23 protein-coding genes and 1 riboswitch are annotated in these 23,304 nt (G+C 45.9%); of the genes, 6 read left to right on the top strand and 17 right to left on the bottom strand.

The window, feature by feature from the left end; translation table 11 throughout:
• Window positions 1–73 precede the first annotated feature (73 nt).
• Window positions 74–979, top strand: coding sequence for a MurR/RpiR family transcriptional regulator (locus E0D71_RS10705; RefSeq protein WP_133003292.1), 906 nt, complete (start codon window positions 74–76; stop codon window positions 977–979).
• A 61-nt stretch (window positions 980–1,040) separates the two neighbouring features.
• Window positions 1,041–2,318, top strand: a complete 1,278-nt coding sequence (gene aroA, locus E0D71_RS10700) for a 3-phosphoshikimate 1-carboxyvinyltransferase (RefSeq protein WP_133003291.1) — start codon at window positions 1,041–1,043, stop codon at window positions 2,316–2,318.
• Window positions 2,319–2,419: 101 nt separating this feature from the next.
• Here the strand turns inward: aroA and E0D71_RS10695 are convergent, their stop codons facing one another.
• Window positions 2,420–3,334, bottom strand: a complete 915-nt coding sequence (locus E0D71_RS10695; RefSeq protein WP_133003290.1) for a LysR family transcriptional regulator — start codon at window positions 3,332–3,334, stop codon at window positions 2,420–2,422.
• 105 nt (window positions 3,335–3,439) lie between these two features.
• Here E0D71_RS10695 and E0D71_RS10690 point away from each other — a divergent pair, with 105 nt between their 5' ends.
• Window positions 3,440–3,868: a DoxX family protein gene (locus tag E0D71_RS10690; RefSeq protein ID WP_133003289.1), complete on the top strand. Its 429-nt coding sequence runs from the start codon at window positions 3,440–3,442 to the stop codon at window positions 3,866–3,868.
• A gap of 183 nt (window positions 3,869–4,051) precedes the next feature.
• Here the strand turns inward: E0D71_RS10690 and E0D71_RS10685 are convergent, their stop codons facing one another.
• The 8 genes from E0D71_RS10685 to E0D71_RS10650 all read right to left on the bottom strand — a co-directional run bounded on the left by E0D71_RS10685 (window position 4,052) and on the right by E0D71_RS10650 (window position 11,963).
• Window positions 4,052–4,375, bottom strand: a complete 324-nt coding sequence (locus E0D71_RS10685) for a chaperone modulator CbpM (RefSeq protein ID WP_133003288.1) — start codon at window positions 4,373–4,375, stop codon at window positions 4,052–4,054.
• A gap of 3 nt (window positions 4,376–4,378) precedes the next feature.
• Window positions 4,379–5,347, bottom strand: coding sequence for a DnaJ C-terminal domain-containing protein (locus tag E0D71_RS10680; RefSeq protein WP_133003287.1), 969 nt, complete (start codon window positions 5,345–5,347; stop codon window positions 4,379–4,381).
• Window positions 5,348–5,668: 321 nt separating this feature from the next.
• Entirely contained in the window at window positions 5,669–6,151 is a 483-nt protein-coding gene (locus E0D71_RS10675) for a Spy/CpxP family protein refolding chaperone (protein ID WP_133003286.1), read from the bottom strand.
• A 188-nt stretch (window positions 6,152–6,339) separates the two neighbouring features.
• Window positions 6,340–7,422, bottom strand: coding sequence for a methyl-accepting chemotaxis protein (locus E0D71_RS10670; RefSeq protein WP_279433442.1), 1,083 nt, complete (start codon window positions 7,420–7,422; stop codon window positions 6,340–6,342).
• A 98-nt stretch (window positions 7,423–7,520) separates the two neighbouring features.
• The gene (locus tag E0D71_RS10665) at window positions 7,521–8,924 is read right to left on the bottom strand and encodes an APC family permease (protein WP_133003284.1); all 1,404 of its coding nucleotides are present in this window, start codon (window positions 8,922–8,924) and stop codon (window positions 7,521–7,523) included.
• Window positions 8,925–8,961: 37 nt separating this feature from the next.
• Window positions 8,962–10,254, bottom strand: coding sequence for an FAD-binding oxidoreductase (locus tag E0D71_RS10660; protein WP_133003283.1), 1,293 nt, complete (start codon window positions 10,252–10,254; stop codon window positions 8,962–8,964).
• A gap of 70 nt (window positions 10,255–10,324) precedes the next feature.
• Window positions 10,325–10,744, bottom strand: a complete 420-nt coding sequence (locus E0D71_RS10655; protein ID WP_133003282.1) for a Rid family hydrolase — start codon at window positions 10,742–10,744, stop codon at window positions 10,325–10,327.
• A 79-nt stretch (window positions 10,745–10,823) separates the two neighbouring features.
• On the bottom strand, window positions 10,824–11,963 hold the full coding sequence (locus tag E0D71_RS10650) for a tyramine oxidase subunit B (RefSeq protein WP_133003281.1): 1,140 nt from the start codon (window positions 11,961–11,963) through the stop codon (window positions 10,824–10,826).
• 220 nt (window positions 11,964–12,183) lie between these two features.
• Between E0D71_RS10650 and E0D71_RS10645 the strand changes: the two genes are divergently transcribed.
• Window positions 12,184–13,017: a helix-turn-helix domain-containing protein gene (locus tag E0D71_RS10645; RefSeq protein ID WP_133003280.1), complete on the top strand. Its 834-nt coding sequence runs from the start codon at window positions 12,184–12,186 to the stop codon at window positions 13,015–13,017.
• A 500-nt stretch (window positions 13,018–13,517) separates the two neighbouring features.
• Here E0D71_RS10645 and E0D71_RS10640 read toward each other — a convergent pair whose 3' ends face one another.
• The 8 genes from E0D71_RS10640 to rsmI form a co-directional block, all read right to left on the bottom strand.
• Window positions 13,518–13,760, bottom strand: a complete 243-nt coding sequence (locus tag E0D71_RS10640; protein ID WP_133003279.1) for a DUF2164 domain-containing protein — start codon at window positions 13,758–13,760, stop codon at window positions 13,518–13,520.
• Window positions 13,760–14,182 (bottom strand): secondary thiamine-phosphate synthase enzyme YjbQ, encoded by a 423-nt coding sequence (locus tag E0D71_RS10635; protein ID WP_133003278.1) that lies wholly within the window; start codon window positions 14,180–14,182, stop codon window positions 13,760–13,762. The genes E0D71_RS10640 and E0D71_RS10635 overlap by 1 nt, the downstream gene beginning before the upstream one ends.
• A gap of 133 nt (window positions 14,183–14,315) precedes the next feature.
• Window positions 14,316–15,488, bottom strand: a complete 1,173-nt coding sequence (gene thiH, locus E0D71_RS10630; RefSeq protein WP_133003277.1) for a 2-iminoacetate synthase ThiH — start codon at window positions 15,486–15,488, stop codon at window positions 14,316–14,318.
• The gene (locus E0D71_RS10625) at window positions 15,485–16,261 is read right to left on the bottom strand and encodes a thiazole synthase (RefSeq protein ID WP_279433441.1); all 777 of its coding nucleotides are present in this window, start codon (window positions 16,259–16,261) and stop codon (window positions 15,485–15,487) included. Before E0D71_RS10625 ends, thiH begins: the two co-directional genes overlap by 4 nt.
• 1 nt (window position 16,262) lies before the next feature.
• Window positions 16,263–16,472: a sulfur carrier protein ThiS gene (thiS, locus tag E0D71_RS10620; protein ID WP_243712019.1), complete on the bottom strand. Its 210-nt coding sequence runs from the start codon at window positions 16,470–16,472 to the stop codon at window positions 16,263–16,265.
• Window positions 16,465–17,889: a thiamine phosphate synthase gene (thiE, locus tag E0D71_RS17400; RefSeq protein WP_165942982.1), complete on the bottom strand. Its 1,425-nt coding sequence runs from the start codon at window positions 17,887–17,889 to the stop codon at window positions 16,465–16,467. Before thiE ends, thiS begins: the two co-directional genes overlap by 8 nt.
• Before the next feature lie 14 nt (window positions 17,890–17,903).
• On the bottom strand, window positions 17,904–19,859 hold the full coding sequence (thiC, locus tag E0D71_RS10610) for a phosphomethylpyrimidine synthase ThiC (protein WP_133003276.1): 1,956 nt from the start codon (window positions 19,857–19,859) through the stop codon (window positions 17,904–17,906).
• 188 nt (window positions 19,860–20,047) lie between these two features.
• A riboswitch (TPP riboswitch) is annotated at window positions 20,048–20,151 on the bottom strand.
• Window positions 20,152–20,228: 77 nt separating this feature from the next.
• Window positions 20,229–21,089, bottom strand: coding sequence for a 16S rRNA (cytidine(1402)-2'-O)-methyltransferase (gene rsmI, locus E0D71_RS10605; protein ID WP_207923366.1), 861 nt, complete (start codon window positions 21,087–21,089; stop codon window positions 20,229–20,231).
• Between the two features lie 32 nt (window positions 21,090–21,121).
• On the opposite strand from rsmI, the gene E0D71_RS10600 reads away from it, so the two are divergent.
• Window positions 21,122–22,969, top strand: a complete 1,848-nt coding sequence (locus E0D71_RS10600) for a penicillin-binding protein activator (protein ID WP_133003274.1) — start codon at window positions 21,122–21,124, stop codon at window positions 22,967–22,969.
• Window positions 22,914–23,303, top strand: coding sequence for a YraN family protein (locus E0D71_RS10595; RefSeq protein ID WP_133003273.1), 390 nt, complete (start codon window positions 22,914–22,916; stop codon window positions 23,301–23,303). Before E0D71_RS10600 ends, E0D71_RS10595 begins: the two co-directional genes overlap by 56 nt.
• Window position 23,304: the final 1 nt, after the last annotated feature.

Raw genomic sequence — 23,304 nt, 5'->3', positions numbered from 1 at the left:
CCGTGACTAACTTAGAGTAACCCCTTCCCTGTCGCCGCGTTTTCCTTCATTATTTGTCAATTCGCGAATTAAAATGACTCTAATAATGCAAGATCAATCGATAGAACAACGAATTAAGCTTATTTACGACCAGCTTTCGCCTACTCAGCAAAAGCTGGCGGCCTGCATTCTGAATCACCAAGGTGATATCGCAACGTATTCGGCCACCGAACTGGCTAAATTGGCTAACGTCTCTAAATCAGCGGTCACACGCTTGTTACAGCGTTTGGGATATAAGGATTTCACCGAGGTAAAAAAGCAGGTTCGTGCTGCTCGCCGTTGGGGAGCCCCAATAGCGGAAAAGCAGCCAGAAAACCGTCCTCTGTCGACGCTTTTCCAAGACTATGTCACTTGTGATCAGAGCAATATTCGACGCACTTTAGAGTCCATCAATAGCCAAGACTATCAAACCGCCGTTCGTTGGATCAGCCGCGCTGAAAAAGTCTATATTATTGGCTATCGAAACAATCACGCATTGGGATTACACCTTCGCCAGCAACTTACCCAATGTCGTACTGGCGTACAGTTGTTGCCATTACCGGGTCAAACCTTGGGTGAAGAAGTCGCGGGATTTAGCAAGGACGACATCGTCATTATTATGGGCGTAAGACGACGCCCTTCTTGGTTGAAAAACCTAATGATTAGCCTGCGTAAAAAAGGCCAACTCTTGATTTACATCACCGATCATGCCGATGTAAACCCTCATGAAATTAGTGACTTACATTTCTCTTGCGTGGTTCGAGGCGTGTCCGCCTTTGATTCCTACGCCAGCGTCATGAACCTAATTAGCATGCTAGCCAGTAGTGTTTATCAAGACAGTTATGACAGCGCCAATGCGCGCATTCAAACCATCGAAGACACCTACCAAGCTCTTAATGAACTCGACATGGCCGCTCTCAATAATGGCGCCTTGATCGATGACTTTAGCGATAATGAATAAACAACGATGAGTCACTCGTCGTCATCAAACGAACATATGTAAACCTCTAACGGAATGTATAATGAACTCAATCACACTTGGCCCTCTTAAGCACGCCAATGGCGAAATCCAAATTCCAGGCTCAAAAAGCCTTTCAAATCGTATATTGTTGCTGGCAACACTTGCCAAAGGCACCACTAAAATCACCAACTTGCTAGACAGCGATGACATCAAACACATGCTAGCCAGCCTAAAACAATTAGGGGTGAAGTATTCTCTAGAAGACCAAGGCACTACTTGTATTTTGGAAGGTCTGGCTGGTCCTATCCAAGCCGATTTTGGCGATTTGTTTTTAGGCAATGCAGGCACCGCCATGCGCCCACTGACCGCTGCACTTTGCTTAGGACAAGGCGAATTTCACCTACACGGCGAACCTCGCATGCACGAGCGCCCTATTGGCGACCTAGTCGATGCACTACAAGCATTGGGTGTCGACATTCGCTATGAAGGTGAGAAAAACTACCCGCCACTTTGCATTAAAGCCTCTGGACTATCCGGTGGTGAAGTCTCTATTAAGGGCAACATTTCTAGCCAATTTTTGACCGCTATTTTGATGAGTGCACCACTCGCAAAAGGCGATTTGACGATTAATGTCGATGGCGAATTGGTGTCTAAACCTTACATCGACATCACCTTGCATGCGATGAAGCAGTTCGGCGTTGAAGTAGAAAACCAAAATTACCAAGCTTTCGTCGTAAAAGGCCAACAAACCTACCAAAGCCCTGGCGAAATCATGGTCGAAGGCGATGCCTCTTCGGCGTCATACTTCTTAGCGGCAGCGGCCATTGCAGGCGGAAAAATCAAGGTACACGGCGTGGGTTCAGACAGCGTTCAAGGGGATGTTAAATTTGCGGATGTACTCGCGCAAATGGGTGCAAAAATCACCTACGGCCCTACTTGGATTGAAGCAGAGCATCATGAGCTAAATGGCGTAGACTTAGACATGAACCACATTCCAGATGCGGCCATGACGATTGCCACTACCGCCTTGTTTGCTAAAGGCCCAACCACCATCCGTAACATTTATAACTGGCGAGTAAAAGAAACAGACCGTTTGTACGCCATGGCAACTGAACTGAAAAAGCTCGGCGCCGATGTGATCGAAGGGGAAGATTTTATTACAGTGACGCCTGTCGCTACCCTAAACCATGCGGCAATCGACACTTACAATGATCACCGCATTGCCATGTGTTTTTCACTGGTTGCGTTTTCCGACACGCCAGTCACCATCAATGACCCAGGTTGTACCTCAAAAACCTTCCCGACCTACTTTGAGTTATTCAACACAGTAGCCAGTTAACCGCAAGCCGCCCGCACCTTAGAAAGGCACGGGCGGCACGCTACTTTGGTTACAAGCAAGCAACTTTGGTTACAAGCAAGCAACGCCTACTTTTAGCTGTCTTAATTGGTTTCTGCTGCCGCTGCAATTTCATTGCGTAAGAAGGTCGCGGCTGGACCTATCGCTGTACTACGGCATTTTGCGATCACGGCGGCCACTCTGGGCATACGATCAGAAGAGTCCCAACGGGCCGGCTTTAGCTCAATTAATTCACCGCGCTCAATCTCGGCGGCCACCATCGGCCTTGGCATACTTCCCCAGCCAATACCCGCCATAATCAAGCTATAGCGCAGGCGTGATTCATTTACGCGCCATTGATTCACTCCAACAATACCGAACGCAGGCGAGTCACGTGACGATTTAGGATTCGAAACAATAATCTGCAAATGGTCGCGCAATTCATCCCGTGGAATATTGGCTGGCAGCTGCGCTAATGGGTGCGTCGGAGCGACTACCGCAACCAGATCGATGTCTTTTATGACCTCATACTCTAACTCGGCTGGTAAGTTCTTATTGCCAAAAAACGCGCCTAAATCCGCTTCCCCATTGATTAACTGCTGCACCGCATCTTGAGCCCAAGCGGCGTTAATTCGTAACTGAACCTTTGGATAGGCGACTTTAAATTTCTCTAACGCAGGAGTCATCACAGACAGGGACAAAAAATTGTCCACCACCAAGGTAAGCTCAGCTTCTACACCTTGGGTCATGGTTTCCGTTTGCACTCGAAACTCGGCGAAATCTTCTAAAATTCGGCTAATTCTAGGCAACAATGCATAGCCAGCTTCCGTTAAAGAGACCCGATAGCTAGAACGATCAAAAAGCACCACGCCACTTTGCTCTTCTAATTTTTGCACCGTGTAAGTAATAGAAGACTGCACGCGATGTAGCTTTCGTGCCGCCGCCGCAAAGCTGCCCTCTTTCACCACTGTCATAAAAACAGAAAACTGATCCAATGTTATAGCGTTCATCTTATTCATATTAATTGAATGTCTTATTCGAAAATATCCGATTTTTTTAAATGTAACGCCTTCGTATACTAGCGCCCATTGATACCAACTGAACCCACTTTTAGAGAAAAAAACATGTCTAGTACAGCCATCACACCCAACAGGGTTTCAAAACCATTAAATGCCAGCATTTGGATCTTCCAATTATTGGGTGCCGGAGTCTTTATTATGGCCGGCGTCATGAAGACCATGACTCCTATCGACCAACTCTCGGCAATGATGCCTTGGACAGGACAATACCCTCTGGCATTTGTGCATTTTTTAGGTCTCGTTGATTTTGCCGGCGGCCTAGGACTGATATTGCCATCCCTTACGCGCATTGCGCCGCGCCTCACCGTCATTGCTGCGGCCGCCTGCGTTCTGTTGCAATTGATCGCTATTTGTTTTCATTCATCGCGAGGAGAGTTCAACGTACTGCCGGTGAACGCCGTGTATATTTCATTGGCCTTGCTCGTGCTATGGGGACGAGGCAAAAAAGCGCCGATCACGCCGCGTAATGCATAACCATATTATGTTCAATAAAGGCTAAGGGATACAAGTGCTCTGCGCTCACTCTGCGATTTAGAACGTTTTGAGTGACGCGTAAGGCATGTTATCAGATTCAAAAACAGTAGAACCAAGGGGCAGTTGGCTCTACTGTCTCTAAATACGCCATCTAGGCGTGTTTTTTAATCATGGTGCATGACATCAGGGTAATTGGCTTTTAAGCACTACTATGTGTTTCTGCAAGCCATCAATTTTATCCAACAACTCAAGGCTGAGCGCCACACCTGATAAGTTTAATTCAAGCTCATCCATGAGTCGCTGTGCACGCTGCAACCTCACCACCGCTTGCGTATTGAAGTACCAAACCGAGGCCGAAGCTTGTTCAACCGGCTCAACAATACCGTATTCGACCATTTCGACAACGATCTCTGTATGCGCACCACAACGTTCGCAAACCTCCTCTAAGCTAAACAATCTATGCTCGCTTGGCGAAGATTCAATTACCACTATCTCTGACTTAGACATAATCTACCTCTCGAAAACGTGGCGTGGGTTAAAGTCTGCTTCACACTCAGACAGTTTTAGATACAACGCCTCTGCTTCACTGCTGTGTGATGAAGGCAAACTGACTTGCAAGGTCACTATTTGATCACCCGCTTGCCCCCCTTCTTTACCAGCCAAGCCTTTGCCTTTAATGCGCAGCTTATTACCGCTGTTGGCGCCTTTGGGCACTTTCAATTTTACCTTGCCGCTTAGTGTAGGCACTTCAACGGACGAACCTAATGCCGCTTCCCAACAACTGACTGGTAACGTCAGCAGAATATTTCGGCCGTCTACGGCAAAATAAGGGTGAGGGGCAAATTCAATTTCCAGCAGCAAATCACCGGCTTTTCCTTCGCCAATGCCAGCTTCACCCTGCCCAGCCAAACGGATATGCTGACCTTGCATCACGCCAGCGGGAATTTTCACCTTTAAGGTTTTGTCGCGCGGCCTTAACACGCCGTTTGCATCAGGCTCAGTCACTCGCAACGATAACTGTCGCTGACACCCCTCAAAGGCTTCCTCTAGAAAAAGAGCGATTTTGTGGTGTATATCGCGCCCACGTTGGTTCACCGAACGACGACTATTTGAATAATGGGTTGAGCCTCTGGCTTGTGCACCGAAAATTGAATCGAAAAAATCGCTAAAGTCACCACCAGCTTCTTGCCCAAAGCCTGCATGGTCACTACTCGCATTCTGCCAATCAGAGGACGCCCTAAACCCACCTTCGGCCTGATGTGTCGCCTGTTGACGCAACAGGTCATATTCAGCACGCTTTTCGCCGTCTTTTAATACCGTATAAGCTTCATTCACTTCTTTGAAATGCTGTTCAGCGTCTTTTTCTTTGCTGACATCGGGGTGATATTTTCTGGCCAGTTTACGGTAAGCGGCTTTGATGGCCGAAGCATCCGCTTGCTCAGATAAGCCTAAAACCTTGTAATAATCTTTAAACTCCATAACGTCTCACTTTCATCAAAAAGCACTCCTATTACGAACCTTAAGAAAGACATAAATTTGTCTAATCAAAACGCACTGATTAGCATACTCCTTTTCCCTCGCCACACTGGCTAATATTCACACAAGTTTGATTTAAGTCGTCTTACTATGAAATCCAAGACCCTATACCTTTCTCTGTGAATAGCGAATGACAGTCACAGCAAAACACAAGCACCCAAGAATGCCGCGCTTATAAACAAAAAAAGCCTCAGTCTTTTACCTCTGAGGCTTTATTCTTATAGGCATCGTCTATCGGTGTTGAACCGATTTTTACGCTAATAGCTAGCTTTCTTTCGGTGCTTTAGGTGCTTGCTTGCCATAATTTTCTAACGTGTCGATTTGCTTAGGCGTTAACAGTGCGTATAAATCAGCACGACTTTTAGCGTATTCAATGGTGAGTTTTTCGGTGATATTGCCACTTTCACTGGCCAATTTATCCACCTTTTTCATGTAGCCTTTATCATTGGGTGACAGGCTATTTAACTCATGGCGTTTTTCACTTAGCTTCATCTGCAACTGGCGAATGTCTTCACCGTCGGTCTTAAATAATTTGGCCACTTTCTTTTCTGTTGCGGCGTTCAAATGAAGTTTCTTTGCCATATCAGACGCCATGCTATCAGCAATCTGTTCGGTACTTGGCGCAGCGCTATGAGCTTTTGGTAATGGCGATTGTGTGTCTGCAAGAACGTTTGTCGCGGTAGCGGCCATAATCGCTGCACTTAAACCAACCACACTCAACATACCCACTTTTCTACGATTCATCATAATGCTTCCTTAAGCCCTTCTTTACTGATTTGTTGTCATCCATTATGGCGATAAATTCGCCAAACAATGCCAAAGAGCGAGGAATAAGATGCCAAACTTGTCATTAGACTGTAAATGAAAATCCGCAATAACTCGTCGCGTAGCCTTAATACCGACTGAGACTTGCTGATAGGCGAATACATACGCATTCAGATTCTGGCAAACAAATAGTCGAGTATCTTCTGCATCTGAATATGCACCGCATTTACTCGCTCCGTCATTTTTTGATCAATAGACGTTAGCAACGGCATATCAATCTCTGACATTTTTTGGATTTGTTGCGCTAGGGCATTAAGTTGATCTAATTCAGCCGAAATTCTCAGATAACTGTTTTGTGAGCGAAAATCAAACTCGTTATCACTGCCTGTGTAATACCAATCAGCAAATTGCGTTTGTTTAACATCCCTATTCAGCCCAGCAGAGTCACCTTTTAATACCGCTAACACATTCTCGGATTGCCATTGCGTCAGCTCAACAATCGCCGCTGATAAATGAGCAAATGCCATCGACTGATAAGCAGATTTTGTTAAGACAGACGTATCCTTGGCGGTATTAGAAAACGAGGTTGCCAATGCTGAACACGAATGATTGAGTGCTTGTGAGTTATGATGGAGGCCATCTATTTGTTGATAAACAAGATGAGTACGCTCGTCAATTCTCTGCACTAAAGAAGAAATGCTTTCACTAGATTGTCCTGCTTTATTGGCTAACGATCTGACCTCATCAGCCACTACGGCAAAACCTCGTCCATGTTCACCAGCCCGCGCGGCTTCAATCGCGGCATTCAGTGCCAGCAAATTGGTTTGTTCGAAGATGCCTTGAATCGTGTCTATAAAACCTTTTATCTCAATTGTAATGTCTTTTAAGGCACTCATCTCTTGTAAACTAAGTGCCGTTTTCGTCACCATATCGGACATATCTTGCGTAAGCTTGGCGATCTCCTGCTGATTCCTATTGATGTCCTCATTAGCACCCTCTGATGCACTCATGGGCTCAAATAAACGTCCGGTGATCTCATTGATAGCCACCAACACTGTCCCTAACGTGGCCTGTTTTTCACTGATAAAAGGAGAAAGATAAGCGCTCGCATGAGGCATTGCTCTCACTGTTAATGCATTGTTTTCCAACTCATCTTTCAGCAATTTGTTTTGCACTTCCAATGCACCCTTCTCATTTTTCAGCGCCGTTAGTTCACTTTCCAATACCTGTAATCGTTTCTTTGAAAACAGCATAATCGTCCTTCTTTTCATGTGATGAGCAAAGACAAAGACACCAAAAGCCAGAGCAAACCACAGCCTCCTCTGACTTTTGGTTTCCACCTTTAAGTCATTTAGTCCATGTCGGCAGCAAATAAATCTCGCTTCATATAGAACTTCACCCAAAGTGCGGCAATTAAGCAAATTACACCCAACATGCCACCGGCAATGCTGTACACGGTTTGCGTCATTTCAGGGGATGGGGAATTATTTAAAGCCACATAGACCATGGCTGAAATGCCCACTATTTGAGGCAGTGGGTAAAACGGCGCTTTGTAAGGTCGCTGGTGTTTCGGCATGCGCATACGCAGTACGATCACGTCCACATGAGCAATAATATAAGCCAATAGATAACTGGTGGTTGCCGCAATCACTAAGACAATCAAGGAGTCGATGTTAAAAGCTAAGAAAGGAACACACGCCAGCAATGCCATCATGATGATCCCAACCCAAGGGGTATTAAAACGATTTGTGGCCTTTAACACAGGGAAAGCTTGCTTATCTTGTGCCATACCATGCAGCATCCGTGGCAGTGCAGCCAAGATAGTATTAATCGTACTGCACGTTGCTGCTAACCCCATGATGGTCGCAATAAATAACCCCGCCTTCCCAAATACCGCATTGGAGTAATCTAGATATGGAATGGGTGAGCCTAGCAACGTTTCAGTACTCAGATATAAGCTTGCGCCATAAATAAAAGTCGCAAAGATAGCAAAGATGGCAAACAACGACAGCTGCATGGCGCGTGGAATATTTGTTTGCGGTTTTTTTACATCTTTTATCATTGGACAAATATACTCAGCACCAACGAATAACCACATAGCCAAAGCAATCAGTCCAATAAAGCTGCCATCTGTGACCCCATCAAATCCCCAACTTACCTGAGTACCAGAAATCACCCCGTGAGGCTCATCCAATCCAGTAATGGCTACCAAGCCCAAAATAATCAGTGCACTCACCAAAATAAATGCCAGTACATTCTGCACCTTTGCAAACACATCAGCTCCGACCAGGTTCGTAATACTCAACACAACCAGAATCGCTAAAGGGATAACCTTTTCTGGAAACACGCCAGGCAGCAATTCACCGACCATGGCATCTACCAAGAACATTTCTACTGGTATTGCTAAACTTGCCACGACCACATAGCCAGCAAAAACAGCAACAATCGCGGGGAAATGCCCAATGGCCTTTTGCGTATAAGTAGCTAATGTTCCTTCTTGAGGAAACATCAGTGACAATTCAGCAAAGCTCATGGCGTTACACTGAGAAATAAGCAATGCGGCTAGCATAGCAAACAAGAAGGTCGTTCCACCTAACCCCACCCCCTGTAAACCAGAAATCATAGCCCCTTGAACAATCACCAAACCGATGCAGATGGACATCATGGTCAGTAGGCCTATTTTATTAGACTTAGCCGTTGCTAAAGCATGGCCATGGGGTAGGTTTACCGTTTGTGTCGCGCTAAGATCTCTCATAATAATGTTCCTCTTCAGTCAATAGACATTAACTATTTCAAAACCGATCAAATCGGTAAGGGGTTGGATCAATAAGTGGTGTTGCGTTTGAGACAATGTCCGCCGCGAGTTGCCCCGCTGCAGGCCCAGTGCCAAAGCCATGTCCTGAAAACCCTGTGGCGAGGGTGAGCCCAGGCAGTTGACTGACTCGATCAATAACCGGATTCGAATCCGGTGTTATGTCAATAAGACCTGCCCACGTTTCCGCTATCTCAGCCTGATTAAAGATGGGCCAAGCATTACGGAGATTGGTCATCGCTTCGTTATTAAGAGCTGGGTTAACCTTTGGGTCCATCGTACGAATCTGCTCAAACGGGCTAATGCCATTGGCCTTCCAACGTCGTTTAAGAGATAGATCTTTAAAGAAGTAACGTCCTGCGGACACTCGTAAGAAGCTTCTTTGAGCGCGTAACTGCGCCAGGTAACGCCAACCAACCGTAAGATGGTCAAGCGTAATGGGGGCATCCAACGCGCCACGTTGAGTCACGATAAAACCGCCATCTTGATGTTTTCTAAAAGAGAAATCAGGCCCCCCTACGGCGATATCAGTAGGCCCTGTCATTGGCTTAGTTCGCATCACAGAACAAATAACAGGTAAAGTTGGCAGCGACACCCCGTGATTACCCAAAAAGCGGCGCGACCAAGCCCCACTGGCAAGCAACACTTGCTCGCAGCGTATTTCCCCTTTTTCAGTGATCACACCACTGACTTTCCCCGCGCTAGTCGACAACATACGAACCGCGCAATTCTGAACAATAATGGCGCCTTTCTCTATGGCCGCTTTGGCCATCATAGGCACGGCAATAGAAGGTTCCGCTCGGCCATCAGAGCCAGTGTAAATACCACCAACCCAGTTCCCTTTTCCGCCAGGCACACGCTGTTTAACTTGCTGAGAGCTCAACAAGGTGGAATCGAGATCAAACGATTGCACCGAATTGACCCAAGCTTCATGAAGCGCCATTTGCTCATCATCTTTTGCAAGAAACATAATCCCAGCTTGCTGGTAGCCCAAACTATGCCCTACACGTTGCGGCATCTCAGACCACAAACGATCTGCTGCCATGGCCAATGGAACATCCGCTGCATGGCGGCTAGTTTTGCGCACCCAACCTAAGTTTCTCGATGACTGCTCACCCGCTATATGCCCTTTCTCGATCAATACAACGGGAATATTTCGCTCTGCTAAAGTCAATGCTGCAGAGACACCTACAATGCCACCACCAATAATCACCACTTTCGTTTCCGTCGGCAGTTCATCCGTGGTGCTAAATCTATCGAGTGTTTTCGTCATACCCTTGTCCTGTCTAGCGCTGAAATCTAAAGACCAAGCCGGTCCAACTTAACCTGATGTACGTGTACGATTAAGCCAACTGTATTTTTTCTATTGTCGCGGTTGCGGCACCACGGTAAGCGGTGACTTCTAATTCGACCTTATATTCGCTGGACCCTAATGGGGGTGAGGTAACCGTCGTCGCGGGATCAATTCCTCTGAATTTAGTGCCAATAAAGTCCATCACGGCCATGGTGTCCGCTGGGTTTTGGATAAACACTCGAGACATGACAACATCCGCTAGGCAAGAGCCCACGGCAGCTAAGGCTGTTTCAATGTTGTCAAACACTTGTTGAGTCTGTAACAGAAGGTCGTCTGCTATTTCTTTAGTATGAGGGTTTCGACCTGCGGTATTGGATACATAAATCCAATTATCGACCGCGACAATGCGGGAATAACTGGCCGCTTCTTCGAATTTAGATCCGGTTTTCACTTTCGTAATATGCGTCATTGGATTACCTGATTTACACAGAAAAGAAACATGAAGAGCATAAGAATCAAGGCTTATGCCCTTCTGAGATTTGAGTGGACTAGCGAAGCTCTGGGGTATCCCAAAGATTCAGTTTCACGCCAATATTGTTCTCTACTGCATTACGGTAAATTTTAGTCGCCCAAGCCACGTCTTCCGTTGGTAATCCACCCACAGATAAAATAATAATTTCTTCTTCATTGTTACGGCCTGGGGCGGCACCTGCAGCAATGGCGCCTAGATCTTCTAGGCTATCCTTGTTCATCAGCCCTTCTTCAACCATGTCTAAAAAGCGGCAACCAATGATAGGAATGTACATATGGGAAGGCTTTGGAGCTTCTTCATACCATGCGTCGTATAACCCTGGATTATCCAGTACTTTGCGCACATCATCTTGTTCAAGCCCTGCGTCTAAACGGCAATAAGCTGGCATCGAAATGTACGCCCCTGTTTTAACCCATTCCCGTTTTACAATTGGGTAAGTCGATACATCCCCGGTTTCCCCTGAATTACAATAGGTCACGATATCAGAGTCCCGAACCACTTCTTCTAGGGTGTCTACCACTTGAACATTGGTAATTTGTGGAAAGGTGACATTTACCCAAGTTAAAAAGTCATCCAAACTCTTCTGCCCACGCCCTTTCACTTTTAATGTATCAATCTGCGGACAAACCGCCATGAAGGCTGCTACAGAAGTTTTTCCCATCACTCCAGGGCCCAAAAGACCAATAACTTTTGAATCCTTACGTGCTAAATGACGCGCTCCCACTCCCGGTACGGCCCCAGTACGGTAAGCCGACAACAAATTAGCAGACATATGAGCTAACGGCGCACCAGTATCAACATCGTTTAGTGTCATCATTAAAATAGAACGCGGTAAACCTCTTTCACGATTCGCTATATTTGATCCGTACCATTTCACACCACAAGTTTGGTAGTCACCTCCTAGGTACGCAGGCATCGCCATCAAACGACGATCCGGAGTGTGATGTGGCATATTAGGAATGTCTGTTTTTTCAGGAAAAGTGACCATGGCGCCATGGGAATCATTGTTGGCACCCGCCATGCGATAATCCCCCTTATAAAGCAGCGCAAACATTTCCTCCATGGTATCAACACAAGTCGGCATGTCGGTTACGCCCGCCTTGATCATGTCTTGCTCGGAAAGATAAATGAAATCAATTTTTGTATTGTCAGACATAGCATCACCTAAATATAAGATTGAATTAAATTCTGCTAATTAAGAGTAATCTTTATAAAAACCTAATATTTAACAAAGAAACCCAGCAGGCATTTCGATATTAGTAATACGGCTTTATTAGGTATTGTATTTTTGGGACATGCCTATTTATATTTTATAAAAATTATTTGGCACTTAATTTGCTAGGGTTCTTTATTGTTTTAAATAACGAGTGTGAGCCATGTCTACTCATTTATTGCTATCACATCTAAAAAGCATTCGCTCTAAACAGCCTTGGTTAGTGTTAAGTGCCGCTCAGAAGTTTTCATTGTGTCACTCGGACAATGCGTCTATTTCGCACTTTTATAGTTTTGAGGTTAGCGACCAAGAGGAATCGGTATTTGCCATACCAGATGGTTGCGTTGATATTCTGTTTGATTGCGACAGCAGCCACCCAAGTGCAGAAGTTTATGGCACACCACTGGAAGCTACCTGTATCGATTTAGCCGCTGGGCATCGCTATTTTGGGGTGCGTTTTACAGCGGGTATGATGCCAGATTTTCTGGCCACTTCGGCGCAAGAACTGGTGAGCACAAAACAGACATTATTAGACATAAATCCTGATACAAATCAGTTATTTGAAGAAATAGTAAACACAGAAAACTTTGTTCAACAAGTCTCATACTTTGAGCAATTTTATGACTGTCAGATAGCAAGGAAATGCTCCGCAACCACCGCTCAGGTGATACAAAGTATTTATGCGAATAATGGCAATATAAAGATACAAGACATGGAAGCACTGACTGGCTACACAAGGCGCACAATACAGCGCTTGTTTGTTGATGATGTTGGTGTCACACCTAAGCTGTTTAGTCGCATCGTGCGCTGCCAATCCGCAGTCTACAATATCAATCACAGCGATAACATTGAGCTTTCCGATCTTGCTTTTAGCCTAGGTTTTAGTGACCAGTCACATTTCCAAAAAGAGTTTAAAAAGTTAGTTCATGCAACCCCTATGCTTTACCAAAGCAGCGTAAAACAAGAGAGCTACATTAATAGAATTCAATACATTTAACCAACAAACGTTCCAAAAAAGAGCACAAAAACAACAAAACACCAAAACAGTGCAGACGAAAACTTTTGAATTAAAATGATTTTCACAATCGGATTTTGATTTTTTATATTATATAAACGCCATCTCTATTTTCTTTTTTATAAACCTCTTTCATACCTAATTATTTATTTTAAGCAAAAAAAGCCCCAGCTTTTTACAACTGGGGCAACACTCAACGACTATCACAAAAGAACGCTTTACTCTTGCTCATCATCTAAAACCCGCATCATCTTCAGGTTTTAGACCATTACTCGTCATTCAACTTGCTCTAAGGGAGAGAACAAGCTTTCTGGGATGAGGTTATTATAAAACGCTTTTTTGTCAGTGTGTGTCAGAGGGTTGACACCTCTTAGTAAATCTTGTCAGGCCGCTGTCAGCAAAGTTTCTTTTTATTGCTTGAATCAGCACGGTTGGCCAATCAACAAAAAAGACCTGATGCGTTTTGCTCTAAAATGCAGCCATTAATACGACATTTCTAGCTCATAAATAGCATCGTTAAAGGTTTCCATTTTTTCTTGCATCACTTGCTGGGCATCTGCCAAGCCTTTGTTATAAAAGGTTGCTGCAAAATTATCTGTGATAAAGTCCAATAAGAACTCCGCCTCAAAGGCCCCAACTGACAGGTCGAACTCCTGCTCTAAATAGGCTTTTAGCTGGTCCGTCATTTTGACTTTATCGGCGCTATCTAACGTTAATTTGCTCATTATTCTTCTCCATTAAGCGTAATAACAAGCGAACGCTCGCCACCATAATCTCGATGTTCTCCCAAATATATGCCTTGCCAGATTCCCATATTAAGAGCGCCGTTACTGATTGGAATCTGTACACTGGACCCGAGCAGACTAGTCTTTATGTGAGCGGGTAAATCGTCATCGCCTTCGTCATTGTGACGGTAATAGGACTCTCCTTCTCGCACGGTTCGGTTAAAATAATTTTCGAAGTCTTCGCGCACTGTGGCATCCGCGTTTTCATTGATGGTCAGCGAGGCCGAAGTATGCTGAATAAAGACATGACATACCCCTATTTTCATCCTTTTTAACTCTGGCATAGCGCGCACAATATCGTCCGTGATCAAATGAAAACCTCTTGGCTTGCTGGGCAGCCTAATTTCTTTTTGATACCACATAATTCCCCCTATCGATGATGACTCAAGACAAAAAAATAACCCCATAGGAATGTCGTCTGTGAGCATTCCGATGGGGTTATCTTATCTTCTCAAGTTTTCACGCCTCTTGCATGCCTCTGCTGGCATTAATTCCTTACGAGTGTGTATGACTAAGCGACGGGTCCCAGTCTTTCCAAATAACCTCACGTCCTTGTTGGCGAATCATTTTGGCAATCTCACCTACCGGGCGCTCATCACTGATTTCAAATTGCTCTAAGGCCTGTTGCGCGTCTTCGGCATACCCGCCAGGCTGTGTTTTGGATTCGGCACTCATCGTAGTGAAGCCCATCCGCACCGCATGATTTCGAAATTCAGCGGACTCACGCGTAGACAGGCTCATTTCTAAATCCGCATCAAACAAACGCCACGCCGCAATCAATTGCACCAGTTGACGATCAGAAATCACTGATTTAGGCACTATGCCGCCTTCGCAAGGACGAATGCGAGGAAACGCCACGCTAAAACGACTGCGCCAATATCGCTTTTGAAGGTGACGAAGATGCTTAGCCATCATGATGGAATCGGTACGCCAATCTTCTAAGCCCAGCAACACCCCTAAGCCGATTTTATGGATGCCGGCTTGCCCTATTCGATCTGGCGCGTCGAGACGATAATTAAAATCGGATTTATTGCCCCGTAGATGATGCTCTAAATACGTCTGCCGGCGATAGGTTTCCTGATAGACCAATACCGCATCCAAACCAATGCCTTGCAGAGTTTTATACTCTTCAGCCTCTAATGGCTGAACCTCCATAGAAAGCTGACTAAAGTGCGGTTTAATCCATGGAATCATGCGTTCAAAGTAGGGCATGGATACCTTGTTCGTCTCGCCTGTGACCAACAAAATACTATCAAAGCCTTTGCCTTTTATGGCGGCGATTTCTTTTGCGAGCTGTCCTTCGTTTAAAGTCAGTCGCTTAATCGCATTGCTCATGGAAAAGCCACAATAAGTGCATTCGTTGGCACAGGTGTTAGACAAATACAAAGGAGCAAACAAACTTACCGTATTACCAAAACGCTGTTGTGTCAGCTGTTCTGACTTTGCCAGCATTTGCATCAAATAAGGCTCTGCGGCGGGGGAAATTAGCGCCGCAAAATCCTTGATATCGAGTCGTTTTTTGGCGAGTGCGACTTTCACATCCTGCTCATTAATAGACTCATGCAATAACGCAGTTTGCTGCCACGATTGAGACGCCAGTACGGAACTAAATTGCCCTTCAACCTCGGGACTTTGTGGGCTGATATGAAGTCGTTTCACCGCGCTCATGACAAGCTACCAACAAAGTCCGTAAAAGGGCTCGACGCTTGCGCCTGCTGACGCTTTTCACCCAAGCCCGATTCATACGCCAAGCGCCCTGCCTCTACCGCCATTTTAAAGGCCAAACTCATTTGCGCCGGGTTCTGTGCTACCGCCATGGCCGTATTCACCAACACGGCATCGGCGCCCATTTCCAATGCCAACGCGGCATCCGATGGCGCGCCAATGCCCGCATCAACGATCACAGGCACCTGACTTTGCTCAATGATAATGTCCAGAAAAGGCTTACTCGCTAAGCCCATATTAGAGCCAATTGGCGACCCAAGTGGCATCACGCATTGACACCCCACTTCTTCCAATCGCTTGCACAACACAGGATCAGCGTGCACATAAGGCATCACCACAAAGCCTTGTTTCACAAGCTCTTCAGCCGCCGCCAATGTTTCTATCGCGTCCGGCATTAAATACCTTGGGTCAGGGTGAATTTCTAACTTGACCCAGTTTGTTTCCAGCGCTTCTCGTGCTAATTGTGCGGCAAACACCGCTTCTTTTGCCGTGCGAGCCCCTGAGGTATTAGGCAAAAGCTTAATACCATGCTGCTGTAACGGCTGCAGAATATTGTCACTTTGATGTTTCAAATCCATACGACGTAAAGACAAAGTCACCAGTTCACTACCACTGGCGTTAATCGACGCCATCATCGCATCGGCGCTGGCGTATTTGCCAGTGCCAGTGAATAAGCGCGATGAAAACTCATGACCTGCAATCATTAAAGATGACACATTAACCCCCTGCAATGGATTCAAAAATAAACACATTCATATCGCTTTCAAGCATGGTTGTTGCCCACACACTTTTAGGCACCACGGTTTGATCAATGGCCACCGCAATGCCTTGAGACGGCTTATCCAGTTGATGCAATAAATCCATTACCGTCTTTCCCAAAAAGGACAGTGGACTGTCGTTCACATAAAGCGTGATCTCGTTACTCATCAAAAGCCGCCTTTTCTGTTTGATACAAAGACAATAAGTCCCGTGTGGCTTGCACTGGGTTATCGGCCTTGGTGATCGCGGTCACCAAGGCCACACTGTCGACCCCTGTTTTTAACACGGGCGCCACACGTTCGGCATTAATGCCACCAATGGCCACCGTCGGATACACTCCTTTTAACAAGGAGGCATAGAAGCCTAAGCGTACAAGACCTTGCGGCTGCGACGGCATGTCCTTGGTTTGAGTAGGGAAAATATGACCCAAAGCAATGTAACTAGGGTGAATCTTCATCGCATTGGCAATTTCAAAATAACCATGGGTACTGATGCCCAGCGCCAAGCCTGCTTGACTAATGGCACTCAAATCCGCCACCGCTAAGTCTTCTTGGCCAAGATGTATCCCAAAAGCGCCATGCTCAATGGCTTTTTGCCAGTAATCATTAATAAAGACCTGAGCCTGATAACGCTTACCCAGTGCCACAGCGCCTTTAATTTGGCTGTCTAACGTTGAAACGCTAGGGTCTTTGATTCGCAGCTGAGCTGTGGTCGCGCCATTTTCGAGCACCAATTCCAGCCAAGCGAGCGAATCCACCACCGGATACAAACCAAATTTCTGCATATCGATAGCAGTAAATGACAAATCACTCACGTCCGCGGACGCCACTGAACTGAGCGCTGTGATGCTGGGCAAATACTGAGTGTGTTTCGGCCAACCTGCACAGCCCTCGAGATCACTGGCCAAATAGGTCTGGCTCATAGTGATGGCATCCAAGGTGTCATAACCATGGGCTAAGAAGCAGGCCAACGAAAAGGTACGGGCGTCTTGTTGAGTTTGCGATAATTTCTGATGATGCGCCGCAAGGGAAAAACCGCACGATTTCTGGTTCGCTATCAAGCACAGCGCTCCGCTCTGCTCATCGCTCAAAAGCCAGCTGGCCTCAGAGACAGAAAGCCAAGGCTGCAACGCAGTGTTAATGTCCGTTACTGACCCTGTGTTAAGGCATCCTACCAAGCAATCAAGCTGACGCTTGGGCGCCACAATGAGATCTGTGTTGGTTATCAATTCCGTTAAAAAACGATGGCAATTCACATTGGCATTGACCTCAGCGTTCAACACCACACTAACCGACGGCAACAAAGCTTTGATTTGCTTAAGCCATTTAGCACAACACACCACCAACTCATTTGATGGTAATGAATGCAAATAAATAACATCTGGCATCGATTGATCAAGCAAGCTTTGCCATTGGTCATCAAACTGCGCAAACGAACAAGAGACGCTTGACGGCTCGGCTTGCCGATACGTGTCTATATGCTTTACAACACACTTTAAATGCTCAGCAACCGTGGCTGACAAGGCGCGCGAACAGGCCGTAGCCTGTCGCGCGCCAACTTGCCAAATAACCGGAAGTTGATTCATAGTCGTTCCTCGGCTTACGCCAATTTATCTGTCGTTAATTTATCTGTCGTTAAGTAAACATCACTGCCTAGTTCACGAAACTGTTCTGACATTTTTTGCATCCCTGTTTCTGCCTCATGCTCAGCCGCAACAGCCGCTTGATCTTCTAAGCCTTTTGCGTAATCACGCACTTCTTGAGTGATTTTCATTGAACAGAATTTCGGTCCGCACATCGAACAAAAATGCGCCACCTTGCCCGATGCCTGAGGCAAGGTTTCATCGTGATAAGCCCGCGCCGTGTCTGGGTCCAGAGCAAGGTTAAATTGATCTTCCCAGCGAAACTCAAAACGCGCCTTAGATAAGGCGTTGTCGCGCACTTGAGCACCTGGATGGCCTTTTGCCAAATCGGCTGCATGAGCCGCAATTTTGTAGGTGATCAAGCCTTCTTTAACGTCTTCTTTATTGGGCAAACCCAAATGTTCTTTTGGCGTCACGTAACACAGCATGGCACAGCCATACCAGCCAATTTGTGCGGCACCAATGCCCGACGTAATGTGATCATAGCCAGGGGCGATGTCTTGTGTCAGCGGACCTAAGGTATAAAATGGCGCCTCATGACAATGCTCTAATTGTTCCGTCATGTTTTCTTTGATCAGTTGCATTGGCACATGCCCAGGGCCTTCGATCATCACTTGCACATCGTATTCCCAAGCCACTTTCGTCAACTCACCCAAAGTACGCAGCTCTGACATTTGGGCTTCATCGTTGGCGTCCATAATCGAGCCTGGGCGTAACCCATCGCCCAATGAAAGCGACACATCGTAGGCGGCACAAATTTCACAAATGTCGCGAAAACGTTCGTACAAGAAGCTTTCTTGATGATGAGCCAAGCACCACTTCGCCATAATGGAGCCACCACGAGACACAATGCCCGTTAAGCGTTTAGCGGTCATTGGTACAAAACGCAACAGCACACCCGCGTGAATGGTGAAGTAATCCACCCCCTGCTCCGCTTGTTCGATCAAGGTGTCTTTGAATACTTCCCAATTTAGCGCTTCGGCAACGCCATTTACTTTTTCTAACGCTTGGTAAATCGGCACAGTACCGATCGGCACAGGCGAATTACGCAAGATCCACTCTCGGGTTTCATGAATGTTTTTACCGGTTGATAAATCCATCACGGTATCGGCGCCCCAACGGGTTGACCAGACCAATTTTTCGACTTCTTCTTCAATCGACGAGGTCACGGCTGAGTTACCAATGTTGGCGTTCACTTTCACCAAAAAGTTACGACCTATGATCATCGGCTCGCTTTCAGGGTGATTAATATTGGCGGGGATAATGGCGCGCCCAGCGGCGACTTCATCACGAACAAATTCAGGGGTAATGCGTGTTTGAATGTTTGCACCAAAACTTTGGCCGGGATGCTGCTTCAGCAACAATTCGCTTTTTATCGCGTCTAGATTTTGATTTTCACGCAGTGCAATGTATTCCATTTCTGGTGTCACAATGCCTTGTCTGGCGTAATGCATTTGAGTGACACACTTGCCTTTACGGGCTTTACGAACAGTCAGCAGGTTTTGAAAACGCAGGGATTCTAGAGCAATATCACTTAATCGTGCCTTAGCAAATTCTGACGACACCATGGGTAATTCATCCGTGTCGTCTCGACGTTCAATCCAAGGAGCGCGCATGGGAGCCAACCCTTGGTGGACATCAATATTGGCTTCAGGATCGGCGTAAGGGCCTGAGCAGTCATACACGTAAATCGCTTCATTTGGCTCAAACGTTAAGTTGTCTGGGTCTGATCCGATCGGCGTATCTGTCAGATTGATTTTGCGCATAGGCACACGAATAGAGTCTTCTGAGCCGGTTAGGTAAATACGCTCAGAGGCAGGAAAAGGCCTTGCTTGCAATGACTCAATAAAAGATTTGGCGTCAAGGCGTGCTTGATCGCGTGTTTTTTTGGTGGTTTTTTGTGGTGTCGACATAAGCAGTTCCTACTAAGAAAAAAATAGAGAATTGCTTGTCTGGGGTGCTGTCTTACGAAACAAAAGCCCGTTATTTAGGCGTTTTATATCGCAAAAAAGATGAGTCCTGCGGATCTGTTTGAATGAGGAAAAATGACGCGACATCAATCGAACAAAATACACAGGAGTTCATTTGATGCAGATAAGAAAATGGAGACTTTCTTGTTTCCTACGCGGGTCTTAACCCGATCAGGTTCTGCGGATCCCGCACTAAATATGCGATCTCAGCCAAATGGCACTCCGACAAGTGCCAACGAGTATACTCAGTCTTAATCTAATGTAAACACTCAGTGCTCACATTAGATTCGACCAAACGATCAAGAAAAAACGCTACTCGCCTTGCATTTCCAAGGCCATTTTATAGAGGTGATTTTTCTTCTCTCCGGTTAATTTTGCCGCCATCGACGCGGCTTGTTTAACAGGTAAATCTTCCAAAAGAATGCCCAAGATACGCTTTGATTCAAGTTCTTTTTCGTCGCCGCTTTCTTGAATAAAGCTCAGCATGACAACAAACTCACCGCGCATCTGGTTTGCGTCGGCATCAAACATAGCAAGAATTTCTGCGGCTGTGCCCGACAAAAAGGTCTCGAACGTTTTGGTTACTTCACGGGCAAGGACCAATCTAGCATCATCCCCGTAAACATTTAAAACATCCTTAATTGAATCATAAATACGGTGCGTCGATTCATAAAAAACCACCGTACCAGTTTGTTTTTTCCATGACTCAAACAAGTCGCAGCGTGCTTTTGATTTTGCTGGGACAAACCCTGCAAAAAAGAACTGATCCGTTGGTAAGCCCGAAGCACACAAGGCAGAAATCAAAGCACAAGCACCAGGCACTGGTGTCACTGTTAAGCCGCGAGCACGCAAGAAACTGACAATGTGGTAACCCGGATCAGAAATAAGTGGCGTGCCGGCATCCGATACTAGGGCAACATTCTTCCCCTCTTCCAACAAGCTAGCGACGTACTCAGACTTGTCTTTTTCATTATGATCGTGGATCGAAAAAAGTTTGGCTTCGATGCCAAAATGATTCAACAATCGACGGGTGTGACGAGTGTCTTCTGCCGCAATATAGTCTACATCGCGTAAAGTTTTTTCAGCTCTTATACTAAAATCATCAAGATTGCCTATTGGGGTTGCAACTATGTAGAGCGTCCCCCTCACATCATCTGAACTATGTGCTACCATATTGCCTCTTTTATCTGTCATTTTATGAGCTTATGAGCCTAATTAATCTTCGCATCATATCATTAACCGTCTGTACATTTCTGCTAAGTGCTTGTAGCTCGACGAATTTAAATAGATCGCAGGGCACTTTACCGCAATATACACCGCCAAGTAGTCAAGAAAGCACCGCGCCTGACAGCATCTACCATCCGTATCAAGCGCCAAAAGAATTGGTGACCGCGTACGACAACGCGCTGCAATTTTACAAAGACGGTGAGTATCAAAATGCTCACGACACCTTGGGTGAGAAAATACTCATTACGCCCTCTCGCATCCAATTTAAGGCGTCTTTATTAGCGTCTTTGATTGCCGCAAAACTGGACGATCCCATCAAGGCCATGGCGTTATTAACACAAGCCAGCCAACTGGATTCTGCCCAAGAGCCGAGCAATCAAATTCAGCTTAATGAAACCAAAGCCATCGTGTTGGAGCACACAGGGCATTGGTCACAAGCCATTACACTTAGGCTTTCACTAGATGACTCTTTGACGGGTGATGACAAAGCGTATAACCAAGCCGCGTTGTGGGCCAGCATTCAAAACCTGACCGACACCCAAGTGCAAGGGCTCGAGCAAAGCTCGCAACCTAATCTAGAGGGTTGGCTCACGATCAGCAAAATATTGCGCAATCAAACCCTATCGATTGAACAACAACTCACTCAATTCCAACACTGGCAAGCACAATACCCAGAACACCCTGCGGCGCTTAATCCACCACTGGATTTTAAAGTGATCGCCAAGCTGGGTGAAATGGCGCCAAAGAAAATCGTCCTAATGTTGCCAATGAGCAACAAACTGGAACGTGCATCCCAAGCGATAATCGATGGTTTTTTCTCTGCCTATTACCATCAGAAAACCAAACGAGCTGATATTTCTATTATCGACACTGACAGCTACCCAAACATAGCCGATGCACTAGCGGCAGCAAACGCGCTGCATCCTGATGTGATTATTGGGCCTCTTAAAAAGAGCAAGGTCGCACGCCTTAGCCAATTAACATTGAGCCACCCTGTTATTGCGCTAAACCAACTGGGCACCAATGCTTATGTTAATAACCTCTTCCACTTCTCGTTAAGCTCCGAAGACGACATTCACGAACTGATCCATTTCGCGAAGCAAGCCGGAGCGAAAAAAGCCGCTATTTTGAGCACCCAAAGCACTTGGGCATTAAGACAAGCGGATGAATTTTTACAAGCGGCCAAGAAAGAAAACATTAGCGTTGCCGCTAACCTTTCTTATAAAAATGCCTCACGAGACCGTCAAAATACGGTGCAAAAACTGTTACTGGTGAATGAGAGCAAGCGTCGCATCGCCCTCATTCAGCGCTGGACAGGGGAACAAGTGGACAGTGTTACAAGACCTAGGCAAGATTTAGACTATGTGTATTTTGTTGGCAAACTGAGCGATGCAAAACAAGTTCGCCCTTTGCTGGATTACTACTTTGCCAAAAGCATCCCTATGCTGGCCAGCAGTACGCTTAACGATACGCCACCAGAGCGCAATATAAATTTTAGCGACATTGAGCGCATCCTATTTACAGAAATCCCGGCCATCGCCCAAAAAAGCAGCCTACTTGATGAAGTCTCAACAGACCGAGATTCTAATATTCTGCGCCGTTTGTACGCGCTCGGAGCGGACGCCTATTTACTCGCTAACCGCTACCCTTTGTTTGTACAACTAAAAAGTACGCGACTTTCTGCTAATACAGGCATTATTACCATGGATAAAAATGGTATATTCCATAAACGACCTGAGATTATGACTTACCGAAAAGGAAATTTGGTTAATGCCGTCAGTACTCAATTTTTTCACAAGGAAGAAACGGAACTCCCCGAAGAATAACGGGGAGAAAGCCGAGCAAGCGGCTGAGCTTTATTTACAGCAGCAAGGATTGCGACTGATCGATAGGAATTTCCACAGTCGCATGGGAGAAATTGATCTCATTTTCCTAGACAATGATACCTATGTGTTCGTCGAGGTGCGCTTTCGCGCCAACGCATCGCATGGCAGCGCCGCAGAAAGTCTTAATCCGTCAAAGCTTAAAAAAGTCAGATTGACCGCGGACTACTGGTTACAACAAAACAATAAATCAACAAATGCCTGTCGTTTCGACGCCATATTGTTTGATCAAGAAATAGACACTCAACATTTAACTTGGCTTAAAGCAGTATTTTAAC

Origin of the sequence: Marinomonas sp. KMM3893 (assembly GCF_004352855.1) — a bacterium.
Lineage (GTDB): Bacteria > Pseudomonadota > Gammaproteobacteria > Pseudomonadales > Marinomonadaceae > Marinomonas > Marinomonas arenicola.
Note: the sequence above shows the minus strand (reverse complement) of the source record. Positions and strands in the feature narration are given on the sequence as shown.